We start from the raw sequence: 255 nt of genomic DNA, 5'->3' as shown, positions 1-255 counted from the left end.
AAAGGGGATTTCTCCAGTCCCCCCCTACTCAGGATACCACTACAATTACATAAACTTACCAATACAGGGCTCTCACCTTCTATGGCCTGCTTTCCCAAACAGTTCTCGTTGATTTATATAATCGATGGCGTGGTCCTACAACCCCAGTCTTGCCGCAACAACACTGGTTTGGGCTAATCCGCGTTCGCTCGCCACTACTTACGGAATCACTTTTGTTTTCTCTTCCTCTGCTTACTTAGATGTTTCAGTTCAGCA

1 rRNA gene is annotated in these 255 nt (G+C 46.3%); it reads right to left on the bottom strand.

Annotation, left to right across the window (positions count from 1 at the left end):
- Positions 1-255 (bottom strand): 23S ribosomal RNA (locus SKC37_RS11685); the annotation flags it as partial.

Source organism: Aquirufa esocilacus, from assembly GCF_042715595.1.
Taxonomy (GTDB): Bacteria; Bacteroidota; Bacteroidia; order Cytophagales; family Spirosomataceae; genus Aquirufa; species Aquirufa esocilacus.
Note: the sequence above shows the minus strand (reverse complement) of the source record. Positions and strands in the feature narration are given on the sequence as shown.